The 13,360-nt window shown below is 38.9% G+C and carries 12 protein-coding genes and 2 pseudogenes; 4 read left to right on the forward strand and 10 right to left on the reverse strand.

Annotated features, from left to right (window positions below):
• The gene (locus KB197_RS07640; RefSeq protein ID WP_064276964.1) at positions 1-1,059 is read right to left on the reverse strand and encodes a UDP-N-acetylglucosamine--N-acetylmuramyl-(pentapeptide) pyrophosphoryl-undecaprenol N-acetylglucosamine transferase; all 1,059 of its coding nucleotides are present in this window, start codon (positions 1,057-1,059) and stop codon (positions 1-3) included.
• Position 1,060: 1 nt separating this feature from the next.
• Positions 1,061-2,413 (reverse strand): UDP-N-acetylmuramoyl-L-alanine--D-glutamate ligase, encoded by a 1,353-nt coding sequence (murD, locus tag KB197_RS07645; protein ID WP_064276966.1) that lies wholly within the window; start codon positions 2,411-2,413, stop codon positions 1,061-1,063.
• Positions 2,414-2,662: 249 nt separating this feature from the next.
• Between murD and KB197_RS07650 the strand changes: the two genes are divergently transcribed.
• A complete protein-coding gene (locus KB197_RS07650) occupies positions 2,663-3,919 on the forward strand; it encodes an ISL3 family transposase (protein ID WP_212574075.1) in 1,257 nt (418 codons plus the stop codon).
• 7 nt (positions 3,920-3,926) lie between these two features.
• On the opposite strand, the gene KB197_RS07655 is transcribed toward KB197_RS07650, so the two are convergent.
• Together KB197_RS07655 and typA are read right to left on the reverse strand one after the other, a co-directional pair.
• A complete protein-coding gene (locus KB197_RS07655) occupies positions 3,927-4,205 on the reverse strand; it encodes a DUF3165 family protein (RefSeq protein ID WP_212574072.1) in 279 nt (92 codons plus the stop codon).
• Positions 4,206-4,224: 19 nt separating this feature from the next.
• A complete protein-coding gene (typA, locus tag KB197_RS07660; RefSeq protein ID WP_000164111.1) occupies positions 4,225-6,066 on the reverse strand; it encodes a translational GTPase TypA in 1,842 nt (613 codons plus the stop codon).
• Between the two features lie 161 nt (positions 6,067-6,227).
• On the opposite strand from typA, the gene KB197_RS07665 reads away from it, so the two are divergent.
• Positions 6,228-6,953, forward strand: coding sequence for a 16S rRNA pseudouridine(516) synthase (locus KB197_RS07665; RefSeq protein WP_064276967.1), 726 nt, complete (start codon positions 6,228-6,230; stop codon positions 6,951-6,953).
• Between the two features lie 61 nt (positions 6,954-7,014).
• Here the strand turns inward: KB197_RS07665 and KB197_RS07670 are convergent.
• The 4 genes and pseudogenes from KB197_RS07670 to KB197_RS07685 form a co-directional block, all read right to left on the reverse strand.
• A pseudogene (locus KB197_RS07670) lies at positions 7,015-7,221 on the reverse strand (IS3 family transposase); the annotation flags it as partial.
• A pseudogene (locus tag KB197_RS07675) lies at positions 7,219-7,440 on the reverse strand (DUF4190 domain-containing protein); the annotation flags it as partial. The pseudogenes KB197_RS07670 and KB197_RS07675, both read right to left, overlap by 3 nt.
• A gap of 163 nt (positions 7,441-7,603) precedes the next feature.
• The gene (locus tag KB197_RS07680) at positions 7,604-7,984 is read right to left on the reverse strand and encodes a rhodanese-like domain-containing protein (protein WP_064276969.1); all 381 of its coding nucleotides are present in this window, start codon (positions 7,982-7,984) and stop codon (positions 7,604-7,606) included.
• Entirely contained in the window at positions 7,984-8,253 is a 270-nt protein-coding gene (locus tag KB197_RS07685) for a YqgQ family protein (RefSeq protein WP_004261684.1), read from the reverse strand. Before KB197_RS07685 ends, KB197_RS07680 begins: the two co-directional genes overlap by 1 nt.
• Positions 8,254-8,316: 63 nt before the next feature.
• On the opposite strand from KB197_RS07685, the gene KB197_RS07690 reads away from it, so the two are divergent.
• Positions 8,317-9,225, forward strand: a complete 909-nt coding sequence (locus KB197_RS07690; protein ID WP_033684245.1) for a LysR family transcriptional regulator — start codon at positions 8,317-8,319, stop codon at positions 9,223-9,225.
• A gap of 51 nt (positions 9,226-9,276) precedes the next feature.
• On the forward strand, positions 9,277-11,334 hold the full coding sequence (locus KB197_RS07695; RefSeq protein WP_421127548.1) for an N-acetylmuramoyl-L-alanine amidase: 2,058 nt from the start codon (positions 9,277-9,279) through the stop codon (positions 11,332-11,334).
• A gap of 31 nt (positions 11,335-11,365) precedes the next feature.
• On the opposite strand, the gene KB197_RS07700 is transcribed toward KB197_RS07695, so the two are convergent.
• Positions 11,366-11,683, reverse strand: coding sequence for a hypothetical protein (locus tag KB197_RS07700; protein ID WP_004269832.1), 318 nt, complete (start codon positions 11,681-11,683; stop codon positions 11,366-11,368).
• A 251-nt stretch (positions 11,684-11,934) separates the two neighbouring features.
• Positions 11,935-12,828: a DUF6287 domain-containing protein gene (locus KB197_RS07705; protein ID WP_064276283.1), complete on the reverse strand. Its 894-nt coding sequence runs from the start codon at positions 12,826-12,828 to the stop codon at positions 11,935-11,937.
• Positions 12,829-13,360: the final 532 nt, after the last annotated feature.

Below are 13,360 nucleotides of genomic sequence, written 5' to 3' on the forward strand. Positions count from 1 at the left end.
TTATGATAAATCTTTTTTCAACAATTGATAAAAATCTGCTAGAGATTTCAATTCCTTAGAAGCCTTCATCTTAGCTTTGTATTCTTCCTTATGACTTAGTAAGTGAGAAAGCTTCTCTTCTAAACTGTCCAAGGTCAAATCGCTTTCTTGAAGCTCTTCTGCATAGCCTTTTTTTACAAAGTAGGCTGCATTTTCAATCTGGTCACCACGACTAGCTTCACGACCAAGTGGCACAATAACATGTAATTTTGCCATGGCCAAGAGCTCAAAAATCGTATTGGCACCACCACGTGTCACAACAATGTCAGCCAATTCCATCAAGGGTTGATAGAGATTGGTCACATAGTCAACACGAAAGAGATTTTGGCTCAACTCATTCAGGCTAGAATCTCCAGTTAGATTGATAATATTGTAGCGCTCTGTCAGTTCTTTCTTATGGTCTGTCACCAATTGGTTAAAGATACGAGCACCTGCTGAACCGCCAACAAACAATACAGTTGGTAATTGGGGATTAAAGTGGGTTTGAATATCCACCAATTCATCGGGTTCTGGAGTGTTTTGGTTTGAAACCTTGGTCACCGCTCCCACATGCTCGACCTTAGACAAACTTGAAGCTTGCTCAAAGGTTGAATACATCTTCGTCGCAAATTTATAGGCAATTTTATTGGCCAAGCCCATAGATAGGTCAGATTCGTGAATAAAGACAGGCACTCCTGACATACGCGCAGCGATAACAGGCGGCACAGAGACAAAGCCCCCCTTTGAAAAAAGGGCTTGTGGACGAAGTCGCAACATGATAAAGAGCGACTGGACAATTCCCCAGCCAACTTTAAAGACATCCAGCATATTTTGCCAAGAGAAATAGCGACGCAATTTTCCAGTCGCAATGGAATGGAAGGTAACATCCAAACCTGACTTGAGGATTTCTTGGTGTTCGATACCACGTTTATCTCCGATATAGTGGACTTCCCAGCCATCTTCGATAAACTTGGGCATTAACAAAAGGTTGAGGGTCACGTGTCCAACCGTCCCCCCACCTGTAAAGACAATTTTTTTCATATTATTCCTTTAACTCCGCTACTGTGTCGATAAAGAGGTCGCCACGTACTTCAAAGTTAGCATACATATCCCAGCTGGCATTGGCAGGGCTGAGAAGAACCACATCTCCTTGAGTCGCAAGCTCGTAGGCCTTGCGGGTCGCATCTGAAATATCAATCGCATCCACATAAGACACACCAGCCTTATCTGCTGCTCGTTTAACACGTTCGGCAGACTGACCCAGGATGACCATCTTCTTGAGTCCAGTAATATCTGGCACCAATTCGTCAAACTCATTACCACGGTCCAAACCACCTGCAATCAAAATGACCTTGCTGTTGTCAAATCCCGACAAGGCTTTTTGAGTAGCCAAGATATTGGTTGACTTGCTATCATTATAGAATTTGACACCCTTGATTTCATCCACAAATTGGAGACGGTGTTTAACACCTCCAAAGGCTGAAAGAGTTTCTTTGATGGTTTGGTTATCAACACCACGAAGCTTGGCTACAGCAATAGTCGCAAGGGCATTTTCCACATTGTGGCTTCCTGGAACTCCGATTTCATTCGCTGCCATGACCACTTCCCCACGGAAGTAGAGTTGACCATCTTCCAGATAAGCTCCATCAACCTTTTCCTGTGTTGAGAATGGTACAACGGTAGCTTGTGTTTTTCTTGCCAATTCTTTTGCCAAGTCTTGATTAAAGTTCAAGACAAGGAAATCAGCCGCTGTCATCTTGTTCTGGATATTCCACTTGGCTGCTACATATTCCTCAAATGATCCATGATAATCGATATGAGTTGGCATGAGGTTGGTAATAACCGCAATCTCAGGATGGAATTCTTGAACGCCCATGAGTTGGAAAGAAGAAAGTTCCATGACAAGCGTATTCTTGTCTGTCGCAGCTTGGGCCACTTGACTGGCTGGATAGCCGATATTTCCTGATAAAAGACCATGTTGCCCAGCAGCAGTCAAAACTTCCCCAATCATAGTCGTTGTGGTTGTTTTACCGTTCGAACCAGTAATACCAACAATCGGTGCTTCAGAAATCAAATAAGCTAATTCCACCTCGGTCAAGACTGGAATTCCTTTCGCCAAAGCCTTTTCAATCATAGGATTACTGTAAGGGATGCCTGGATTTTTCACCATAAGGGCAAACTCTTCATCCAAGAGTTCCAAAGGATGGCCACCTGTGATAACCTTGATCCCTTCTTCCAGCAAACTTTGGGCAGCTGGATTGTCCTCGAATGGTTTCCCGTCATTTACTGTCACAATGGCACCCAGCTTATCCAACAAACGAGCTGCAGATTCACCAGACTTGGCCAAACCTAAAACAAGTACTTTCTTATTTTTAAATTGATCTATTACTTTCATGTCTCGAACTCCATTTCTACTCTTACTATTTTACCATTTTTATGGAAATAATTCTAAATGAAAATGCTCAGATTGGGCATTCTAACAAGCAAAAAGAGAGCCGAAACTCTCTTTTTATCTTCTTTGGCTCTATAATATTTGTAGTGGGTAAATCCCCTATAGATATTATGGAGCCTATTTTTGTGTAGAAAAAAAGTCCCATATGACCTATAATGAAAAGCGACGAAACAACTCATTAGAAAGAATCATATGGAACCATTACATTTTATCACAAAACTACTCGATATCAAAGACCCTAATGTCCAAATTATGGATGTTGTTAATAGAGATACCCACAAGGAAATCATCGCTAAACTGGATTATGAGGCCCCATCTTGTCCTGAATGTGGAAGTCAAATGAAGAAATATGACTTCCAAAAACCATCGAAAATTCCTTACCTTGAAACAACTGGTATGCCTACCAGAATCCTCCTTAAAAAGCGTCGTTTCAAGTGCTATCATTGCTCTAAAATGATGGTCTCACAGACCTCTCTCGTCGAGAAAAATCACCAAATTCCTCGTATTATCAACCAAAAAATTGCGCAAAAATTGATTGAAAAAACTTCTATGACCGATATCGCTCATCAACTGGCTATTTCAACTTCAACTGTCATTCGCAAGCTTAATGACTTCCGTTTTAAGCATGATTTTTCTCGTCTTCCAGAGATTATGTCTTGGGACGAGTATGCCTTTACCAAGGGAAAGATGAGTTTCATTGCACAAGATTTTGATAATCTTAACATCATCACTGTTCTTGAAGGCAGAACACAGGCTATCATACGAAATCACTTTCTGCGCTACGAGCGAGCTGTTCGTTGTCAGGTGAAAATCATTACGATGGATATGTTTAGTCCTTATTATGCCTTGGCTAAACAGCTTTTTCCATGTGCTAAAATCGTTCTAGATCGATTTCACATTGTACAACACTTAAGCCGTGCTATGAGTCGTGTTCGTGTCCAAATCATGAATCAATTTGAGCGAAAATCCCATGAATACAAAGCCATCAAGCGCTACTGGAAGCTCATACAGCAGGATAGTCGTAAACTCAGTGATAAACGTTTTTATCGCCCTACTTTTCGCATGCACTTAACAAATAAAGAAATTCTAGACAAGCTTTTGAGCTATTCAGAAGACTTGAGACACCACTACAATCTCTATCAGCTCTTACTTTTTCACTTTCAGAACAAGGAGCCAGACAAATTCTTCGGACTTATTGAGGACAATCTAAAGCAGGTTCATCCTCTTTTTCAGACTGTCTTTAAAACCTTCCTCAAGGATAAAGAAAAGATTGTCAACGCCCTTCAACTACCCTATTCCAACGCCAAATTGGAAGCGACCAATAATCTCATCAAACTTATCAAGCGAAATGCCTTTGGTTTTCGGAACTTTGAAAACTTCAAAAAACGGATTTTTATCGCTCTCAATATCAAAAAAGAAAGGACGAAATGTGTCCTTTCTCGATCTTAGCTTTTCTTCAACCCACTACAGTTGACAAAGAGCCTCTTCTTTTACTTTTACTAACCGACATGAGGGTAATATCTCGCAAGCTAAAGTATGCTAGGAAGAGCATGGCGATTGCGATAAAGAATTCTGTCGGTAGCTGAAAAATTTGCAGGACAGACAACATCAGCAAAATCAAGAGTGCTACGAAAGCAAAGACGACAAGGACGATATTGACTGTCCCTTTAATGCTTTCTGGTGTCGCAAATACATAGAGTAGTAATAAGAGGAGTCCTATGATTAAATAAACCATCTTTATCTCTTTCTAGCTCTTATTCAGCTGATTTTTTCTTCTTGTTAGCTTTCTCACGCTCTGCCTTATTAAGGATTTGTTTACGCAAACGGATAGACTCAGGCGTTACTTCCATGTACTCATCATCGTTCAAGAACTCAAGAGACTCTTCAAGTGTCAAGATACGAGGTGTCTTGATAACAGCTGTTTGGTCCTTAGTAGCTGAACGAACGTTAGTCATTTGTTTTGCCTTAGTGATGTTAACTGTCAAGTCATTTTCACGAGAGTTTTCACCGATGATCATTCCTTCATAAACCTCAGTACCTGGGTTAACAAAGATTGTTCCGCGTTCTTCGATAGACATGATTGAGTAAGTTGTAGCCTTACCAGCATCGATAGAAACAAGGGCACCACGGTGACGACCACCAATTTCACCTGGAATCAATGGCAAGTATTGGTCAAAGGTATGGTTCATGATACCGTAACCACGAGTCATTGACAAGAACTCAGTTGAGTATCCGATTAAACCACGCGCAGGAACAAGGAAGACCAAGCGAGTTTGACCATTACCAGTTGAAATCATATCCAACATTTCACCCTTACGTTCAGAAAGGCTTTGGATAACAGACCCTTGGTATTCTTCTGGAGTGTCGATTTGAACACGTTCAAATGGCTCACATTTGACACCATCGATTTCTTTTACGATAACTTCTGGACGAGATACTTGAAGTTCATATCCCTCACGACGCATTGTTTCGATAAGGATTGACAAGTGCAATTCTCCACGTCCTGAAACAGTCCATTTATCTGGTGAATCAGTTGGGTCAACACGGAGGGAAACGTCTGTTTGCAATTCGGCCTGCAAGCGTTCTTCTACCTTACGAGAAGTCACCCATTTACCTTCTTTACCAGCAAATGGTGAGTTGTTAACCAAGAAAGTCATTTGAAGAGTTGGCTCATCGATGTGTAGGATTGGAAGAGCTTCAACTGCGTCTGTCGGAGTAATGGTTTCACCGACAAAGATATCTTCCATACCTGAAACGGCAATCAAGTCACCTGCTTTGGCTTCTTGAATTTCACGACGTTCCAAACCAAAGAAACCAAAGAGTTTTGTAACACGGAAGTTTTTAGTTGTACCATCAAGTTTAGAAAGGGTAACTTGGTCCCCAACCTTAACAGTACCACGGAAGACACGACCGATACCGATACGTCCAACAAAGTCGTTGTAGTCCAAAAGTGATACTTGGAACTGTAAAGGCTCATCTGAGTTATCTACTGGAGCTGGGATGTGGTCGATAATCGTGTCAAAGATTGGTGCCATAGTAGCTTCTTGGTCAGCTGGATCATCTGACAATGAAGAAGTTCCGTTGATCGCTGAAGCATAGACCACTGGGAAGTCAAGCTGGTCATCATCTGCACCAAGCTCGATGAAAAGTTCCAAGACTTCGTCCACTACTTCTGCTGGACGAGCTGATGGTTTGTCGATTTTGTTAACAACCACGATTGGGACAAGGTCTTGTTCTAAAGCTTTTTTCAATACGAAACGAGTTTGTGGCATTGTTCCTTCGTAGGCATCTACGACCAAGACAACACCGTCAACCATTTTCATGATACGCTCAACTTCTCCACCGAAGTCCGCGTGTCCTGGTGTGTCCATGATATTGATACGAGTTCCGTTGTAGGCAACGGCTGTATTTTTAGCAAGGATGGTAATTCCACGCTCTTTTTCGATATCGTTTGAGTCCATAGCACGCTCAGCCAATTCAGTACGTGCATCAAGCGTTTCTGATTGTTTCAATAATTCGTCAACAAGGGTTGTTTTACCGTGGTCAACGTGGGCGATAATCGCAATGTTACGGATATCTTCTCTTAATTTTGTCATGATTTCCTCTATAATATTCAAAATTTATTTTCTAACTGAACGATTATACCATAATTTCAAGTAAATAACATAACTCAAGCAAGTGTAAATGTTTTCACTCTGCTTTTCTTTTCACGTCAAGCCTTTTCAAAGCAAACAACTTATGATAAGATAGGCACAGTATGCGTTTAGATAATTTATTAGCCCAAGAAAAAATCAGCCGAAAGGCCATGAAACAAGCCTTACTCAGAGGAGAAATTCTAGTCGATGGTTGCCCTGCCCGCTCCCTAGCTCAAAATATCGATACAGGACTACAAGAACTCCTTTTTCAGGACCAAATCATTCAAGGCTATGAGCACACCTATCTTATGCTTCATAAGCCTGCTGGTGTCGTTACAGCCAACAAAGACAAGAAACTTCCAACCGTCATGGACCTCCTTCCGCCTGATATCCAGTCTGACAAGCTCTATGCCGTCGGCCGACTGGACCGAGATACGACAGGACTCCTCCTTTTGACAGACAATGGACCTTTAGGCTTCCAACTCCTTCATCCCCAGTACCATGTCGATAAGACCTACCAAGTTGAGGTCAATGGACTTCTAACACCTGACCACATCCAAACCTTTCAAAAGGGAATTGTCTTTTTAGATGGCACTGTCTGTAAAGCTGCAAGACTAGAGATTCTATCTGCAAGTCCTTCCCACAGCCAAGCCTCTATCACCATTTCAGAAGGAAAATTTCATCAGGTTAAAAAAATGTTCCTCTCAGTTGGTGTCAAGGTTGTCTCTCTCAAACGTACCTGTTTTGGACCTTGGAGCTTAGATCAGAATCTTCAAGAAGGAGACTACCGTCCCCTAAACTCACAAGAGTTGACAAGCATTCGTGACTTACTCAGAAAAAGTGGTTAAAAAATGAGCTCGGAAACATCCAAGCTCGTTTTCTTATTTGTAATCAACCTACAAGGAAAAATTTATCAATCATTTCTTGTTTTGGTTCTGGAGAATAGTGATAATTTTTAACTTTTTTGATACTTTCTATTCCGAAATGTTCAATCAATCTCATCATGTATCTTAGCCCAGAAACATCCACACTAAATCTTTTTGAAAGTTGCTTTAAGCTTTGAACTTGCTTTTTATGTTCATAGCTCTGAACTTTATCCTCATAAGTTATTTTCATAAGAACTATAAATCCTAAAATCCACATAATTACAGAAATTACAATACCTACGATACCAAGTATTTTTTCTGTTTTATAGTCCAGCTCAGACTCTTTTTGATGTGAATTAGCTAACACTAATCCAATAATTCCCAAAACAAGCCCTACCACTGGTAGTAGAAAACCAAGAACGATAGATAGGATACCTAAAACAAGGGAAGATTTCTTCTTTTCTTTCATATTATAAAACTCCTAAAATTATTACCACTAAATTATATCAAAAGAAATAGGTTTTGTCTATATAATACTATAAGTTTTTTCATAATATTAATTATAGCAATCTCTCAAAGAAACGTCCACTTGTCTACCCAAAGCGGAACTTCGTTTGAGAATTTAGCTTATGTTAATTAGTCTTCACTTTTCCATTCCAAGAATCCAATCCATAAGAAAGGATATAAATCTCAGAGAAACCTTGCTTTTTCAGATAGAGTGCTGCATTTGTGACACGTTGCGCACGTTGATTTTCGTAAAGAAGGACAGGTTTCTCCTTACGAAGGGCTACAAGACTAGTCTTCAAATGACTTGAAGGAATATTGCGTGCACCAAGGATATGTTTTCTGTGGAATTCAGCTGGCTCACGCAAATCAATCAATTGACCCGTACGAATCAAGGCTTCAAACTCCTCATTGTCTACGATTTTAGCCGCACGACGAATACGGAGATAGTTAAAGCCCATCCACGCCAACATTGCTAGTATAAGTGCCAACAAAATCCAAGTAACCATTAGTTCATTTCTCCATTTTTCTCAATATAATCCAATTCTACCTTGTGCTCTCTGCGAAGAACTGCTTCTGCCTCTAAATAGTCTAATTTGTCCATCAACCCTGCATCGTAAATTCGAGAGAGCTCCAACTTCATCAGTTCAATATCATATAAGCGTTTTCCCATGTAAACAATAATACCAAATCGTTTGAGGAATTGCTGCACATCATAGAATGTTTTCATAAGACTCATTCTAGCAAAATTTTGTGTTTTTTTCAAGAAGAGACTCACACAATGCTCCTGATTTTCCTATCTTCTTTGGCGATTCTGACGCAAGTGTGGTACAATAAAAACATGAGAATTCAACAATTACACTATATTATCAAAATCGTCGAAACCGGCTCCATGAATGAGGCAGCCAAGCAACTCTTTATCACCCAACCAAGCCTTTCCAATGCTGTGAGAGATTTGGAAAATGAAATGGGCATTGAGATCTTTATCCGCAATCCCAAGGGTATCACCTTAACCCGTGATGGGATGGAGTTTCTCTCTTATGCCCGTCAGGTTGTCGAGCAAACTCAGCTTCTGGAGGAACGCTATAAAAATCCTGTCGCCCACCGTGAACTCTTTAGCGTTTCGTCTCAACACTATGCTTTTGTAGTCAATGCCTTTGTCTCACTGCTCAAAAAAAGCGATATGGAAAAATACGAGCTCTTCCTTCGTGAAACTCGTACTTGGGAAATTATCGACGACGTCAAGAACTTCCGTAGTGAGGTCGGTGTCCTCTTCTTAAACAGCTACAACCGTGATGTTTTAACGAAAATGCTGGATGACAACCATCTGCTGGCTCACCATCTCTTCACAGCGCAACCGCATATCTTTGTCAGCAAGACCAACCCTCTGGCAAAAAAAGACAAGGTCAAACTATCTGATTTAGAAAACTTCCCTTATCTGAGTTATGACCAAGGGACGCACAACTCCTTCTACTTCTCTGAAGAGATTCTATCTCAAGAGCACCACAAGAAATCCATTGTGGTTAGTGACCGTGCCACCCTCTTTAATCTCTTGATTGGTCTGGACGGATACACGATCGCAACAGGGATTTTGAACAGTAATCTTAACGGAGACAATATCGTTTCTATCCCACTTGATATTGATGATCCAATTGAGCTGATCTATATCCAGCATGAAAAAACCAGCCTGTCTAAGATGGGCGAACGCTTTATCGATTATCTCCTAGAAGAAGTCCAGTTTGATAGTTGAGAAATCAGCAAAATTTTATTATAATAAGCAAAAAAACAAAAGGAGATAAATATGAAAAAAGTTATACTTGCTAGTGTTGTTGCCCTATCTATTTTAGGATACACTCAAGCAACTGCTCATGCTCAAGAAAATAAAGCAGAGGGAGTACGAGAAAATGTAACAATTCCTCACTCAAATACTTCAAAACTCGAAAACCAAGAAAAATCGAAAGAGAAGGTTGAAAAAACAGACAATTCTTCTAAAATTGATAATAAAGAAGAAAAAACAGAGAAAAAAACTCCTGCCGTAGAAGAGAAGAAAGCGGAAGTAAAAAAAGAAGAAAAAAAAGTCGAAAAAGTCAAAGAAGGTTGGCAGGAAGAAAATAATAAATGGCGCTTTTACGAACACAATAAACCTGTTATCAACTGGAAAAAAATCCAAGGAAAGTGGTACTACTTCAACAAAGATGGACATCGACTAAACAATACAACCTTTGATGGTTATGTTTTCAATAAAGATGGGGTGATGGCTGAAAACGGTTGGAATTTTATCAATGGAAAATGGTACTTCGCTAATTCTTCTGGAAAAATTTCTCAAAATAAATGGGAAAAAATTGGTGGGTCTTGGTATTACTTCGACAAAGATGGAATCATGCTCAGTAATACAACCATTAACAGCTACTTGCTGACAAATAGTGGAGCAATGGCTGAAAACAAATGGGTTCTCATTAATAAACATTGGTACTTCGCTAATTCTTCTGGAAAAATTTCTCAAAATAAATGGGAAAAAATTGCTGGGTCTTGGTATTACTTCGACAAAGATGGAATCATGCTCAGTAATACAACCATTGACAGCTACTTGCTGACAAATAGTGGAGCCATGGCTGAAAACAAATGGGTTCTCATTGATAAACATTGGTACTTCGCTAATTCTTCTGGAAAAATTTCTCAAAATAAATGGGAAAAAATTGCTGGGTCTTGGTATTACTTCGACAAAGATGGAATCATGCTCAGTAATACAACCATTAACAGCTACTTGCTGACAAATAGTGGAGCCATGGCTGAAAACAAATGGGTTCTCATTGATAAACATTGGTACTTCGCTAATTCTTCTGGAAAAATTTCTCAGAATAAATGGGAGAAAATTAATGGAGTTTGGTACTATTTTGACAAAATAGGTATTATGTCTAGTAACCAATGGCAAGGTAATTATTATCTAAAAACCAATGGAGTCATGGCTGATAATGAATGGATATTTGATAAAAACTATAATAGCTGGTTCTTTTTGAAGCGTGGTGGAATGTATGCATCAAAAGAATGGATTGGAGCTTACTATCTCAAAGCTGGTGGTTATATGGCTAAAAAAGAGTGGATTTACGACGACACTTATAAGGCTCGCTACTACTTAGATGATAATGGACATTATGTTTCCGGAACTTACAAAATTGACGGTAAAGACCATCTATTCCACAAAAATGGTCAATGGATTTCTGAGGTCTCAAAAGAAGTTGGTTTTGTAAAAGGCCAGTACAGTAGAACCATCTTTTTAGATCCTGGACATGGGGGAAGAGACTCAGGTGCATACTATTACAATGTTGCTGAAAAAGACCTCAACATGCAGGTGTATCGTAAATTACGCAAAAAGTTAGAAGAACTTGGCTACAAAGTTCTTACTTCACGTGATAGTGATATTGATGTAGATTTTGTTACAGAACGTTCTCGTATGGTTAACAAGACTAACTCTGATATCTTTATTAGTATTCACTTCAATGCGACTGGTAGCGCGTACTCTAAAGCTAGTGGAATTCAAACCTATTCCTATAGTGATGATTCTGATTATCCAAGTAAAATTAACCCATACTGGCATAACCATCCTGACCGTATGAGTGAGAGCAAGCGTCTTGCAGCTGCTATCCACTCTTCATTGTTAGCTGAAACTGGTGCTAAAGATGCTGGTTTATTGGAAAGAAGCTTTGCAGTTCTTCGAGAAACTGCTAAACCAGCCGTCCTCCTAGAGCTAGGTTATATAGATAATTTCGCTGAAAATCAACAGATTCGAGATAGCCACTATCAAGATAAGCTTGTAGCAGGTATCGTGAAAGGAATTCAAAAATATTACGCTGGTAAGTAAAAAAGGGTCTCGAGAAATCTCGAGGCCTTTTCTATTTGTCTTCTTTTGTATCTTTATCAGGAAAGAGGTATCCAATACCAATGCAAGCTAGTACGCCCGCTCCAATTACCAAGCCACTTGAAATTGGCAAAAGGTCTAAAATTGCATTTGCAATGATAAAAGCAATAATTAAACACATCAGACTAGCCTTGTAGTCTTTTTTCAAAAAATTCTCTAGAGTGAAAAAGAGGAACAGTCCTACCGGAATCAGTGACCAGAGGTTGACATCCAAACTTGGCCACCCAACAGAACCAAAATACAAAACCAAAGCTGAAACTAGCAAGAATCCAATACCTAATAATTTTTTCATTTTTATCTCCAATTTCTTTTTTAGGAACTTGAGTTATCTGATATCGACCCTTCACGTCCCTTACAAAAATCATTATAGCAGAGGTCAGTTTCAAGAACAAGTTCTTTTGCCTATCTGGTCTCTATATCAGTCTAAGTGGTTGAAGTGTTAAGATAAAAGAAAAAAAGCCCTAATGAGCTTCTTCATTCTAGCGATTGCAACAGTATTTCTGAACTAAAACAATCGAAAGTTAGATTCTAAACTAGTTTTTTCTAGTTCGTATTTTTCTTTTCCTTAGATTCTAGAGAAATTTTAATTGCTTCGCGTTCAGCCTGTAGTTGAGCTAAATTTTTCTCCTCTTCCTCAAGTTTACTAGTATCTGGTTTTACACGATAGTAAACATCTTCTGGTCTCGACAACATCGCTTCATACTGCTGTCCTGCAAACAGTCTCTCCTCGTCATGATTGCTTTTATCTGTCAGTTTTCCATCATCACCAGGTTGCATGACAACTCCACTTGGTACAGCAACTACCACAAATCCTCCTGCGACAGAACCTTTTACCCATGCACTAAGAGATACTGTCTCAGAGTTACGACGATCTTGACCTTTTGAACCTTTTAGTTCAGCCGTATATTCAAATTTTTGACCATTGCTATAACCAATTGCATACATTTCACCAGACTCATTAATTACATATTCATTGCCCGACGGTGTACGCCATGTGCCTTTCAAACTAGATAAATCATTATTTCTTAGTGCTTCAATATCCAGTTTCGGAACTGCAGTTTCTTCTTTTAGCTTGCTAACTACCTTCTCTGACTCAGAGACCTTGCTATCTAAACTGGTTAGCTGTTCCTTGAGTTGCTGAATCTCCTCTTCTTTCTTCTTCTCATTCTCAGACGCTTTCGAAGTATCTATCGCTTCTTTACTTGTGTTCTCTTTTTTAGCAACTGAAGAAATGGCTTCATTTGACTCTTTCTTTGCGTTAGGTGAGAATAAGAAGAGGCTTGCTAGGATTGCAACAACCAAGAGACTAATGGCAATGCCAATATAGACTTTTATTTTAAAAAACTTACCTCTAGTCTTAGATGGAGAAGAGCCTTTCACTCCCTTCGAGACAGTTGATTTCGGACCATTTTTCTCGTCAAAATTTTTCTTAGTCATAGTATTCCTCCCATTTTTCACTATATTTCACCTATATCTTAAACAAATTCGCAAGATTTGTCAGTATCCATGAATGGATGGATTTTCAAAAGAAAACCAATCAACTAACCCTTAAATATTGGCATCAATAGAATCATCCATTAAACTCTATATCGAGTTTATTAACATAAATTATAGCATAATTCTTAAGAATTTTATATATTTTTATAGTCTAACTATGATAATTAAGGGTAGCTATTCTTTCGTATTATTCACTTATATTTATAAAAATTCTAATAGGTGTAGTTTCTTATCATATTTCATATAGACTGTACTTCATCAAATAAATCTTGAGTTTTTACTACAATTGTAAAAGCACAATTTTTAATATATAGTTCGATACCGTATTTTATAAAATTGGTAGAGTCCAAAAAATCTTCCTATCTGTAATAAGAAGATTTTTTGTTATCTAAATGAAGTCCATTAATACATTCTAAAAGAGTATAATTATCAACGTAATCTTAAGAATTAAGTATTAAATAGTAATTGTCAG

The organism is Streptococcus sp. 11-4097, assembly GCF_018215285.2.
Lineage (GTDB): Bacteria > Bacillota > Bacilli > Lactobacillales > Streptococcaceae > Streptococcus.

Excerpts from the sequence above, each read along its gene's own strand:
- KB197_RS07640 (WP_064276964.1), bottom strand. The coding sequence starts at position 1,059 with ATGAAAAAAATTGTCTTTACAGGTGGGGGGACGGTTGGACACGTGACC.
- murD (WP_064276966.1), bottom strand. The coding sequence starts at position 2,413 with ATGAAAGTAATAGATCAATTTAAAAATAAGAAAGTACTTGTTTTAGGT.
- KB197_RS07650 (WP_212574075.1), top strand. The coding sequence starts at position 2,663 with ATGGAACCATTACATTTTATCACAAAACTACTCGATATCAAAGACCCT.
- KB197_RS07655 (WP_212574072.1), bottom strand. The coding sequence starts at position 4,205 with ATGGTTTATTTAATCATAGGACTCCTCTTATTACTACTCTATGTATTT.
- typA (WP_000164111.1), bottom strand. The coding sequence starts at position 6,066 with ATGACAAAATTAAGAGAAGATATCCGTAACATTGCGATTATCGCCCAC.
- KB197_RS07665 (WP_064276967.1), top strand. The coding sequence starts at position 6,228 with ATGCGTTTAGATAATTTATTAGCCCAAGAAAAAATCAGCCGAAAGGCC.
- KB197_RS07680 (WP_064276969.1), bottom strand. The coding sequence starts at position 7,984 with ATGGTTACTTGGATTTTGTTGGCACTTATACTAGCAATGTTGGCGTGG.
- KB197_RS07690 (WP_033684245.1), top strand. The coding sequence starts at position 8,317 with ATGAGAATTCAACAATTACACTATATTATCAAAATCGTCGAAACCGGC.
- KB197_RS07695 (WP_421127548.1), top strand. The coding sequence starts at position 9,277 with ATGAAAAAAGTTATACTTGCTAGTGTTGTTGCCCTATCTATTTTAGGA.
- KB197_RS07700 (WP_004269832.1), bottom strand. The coding sequence starts at position 11,683 with ATGAAAAAATTATTAGGTATTGGATTCTTGCTAGTTTCAGCTTTGGTT.
- KB197_RS07705 (WP_064276283.1), bottom strand. The coding sequence starts at position 12,828 with ATGACTAAGAAAAATTTTGACGAGAAAAATGGTCCGAAATCAACTGTC.